This is a genomic window from Klebsiella sp. 2019SCSN059 (assembly GCF_021739525.1).
GTDB classification, from domain to species: domain Bacteria; phylum Pseudomonadota; class Gammaproteobacteria; order Enterobacterales; family Enterobacteriaceae; genus Klebsiella; species Klebsiella quasipneumoniae.
Map to the genome: position 1 here is coordinate 1 of NZ_JAKKOM010000151.1, position 365 is coordinate 365.

Below are 365 nucleotides of genomic sequence, written 5' to 3' on the forward strand. Positions count from 1 at the left end.
GTGCCGACAATCTGCGAGGTCGGGGTGACCAGCGGGATGAAGCCGAGGTCCTCGCGCACGCGGGGGATTTCCGCCAGCACCTGGTCGAGTTTGTCCGCGGCGCTCTGCTGCTTCAGCTGGCTTTCGAGGTTGGTGAGCATCCCGCCCGGGACCTGGGCGACGAGGATACGGCTGTCGGTGCCTTTCAGCTGGCCCTCGAAGGCATGGTACTTCTTACGCACCTCGCGGAAGTACGCCGCGATGCTCTCCAGCTTGTGGATATCCAGCCCGGTGTCGTGCTCAGTACCCGCGAGGGTGGCCACCAGCGCTTCGGTGGCCGGGTGGCCGTAGGTGGCGCTCATCGAGGAGATGGCGGTATCGACGCC

1 pseudogene is annotated in these 365 nt (G+C 66.0%); it reads right to left on the reverse strand.

Going from position 1 to position 365, the window contains the following annotated elements:
- Positions 1–365: pseudogene (locus L2I46_RS29880) on the reverse strand (sodium-extruding oxaloacetate decarboxylase subunit alpha); the annotation flags it as partial.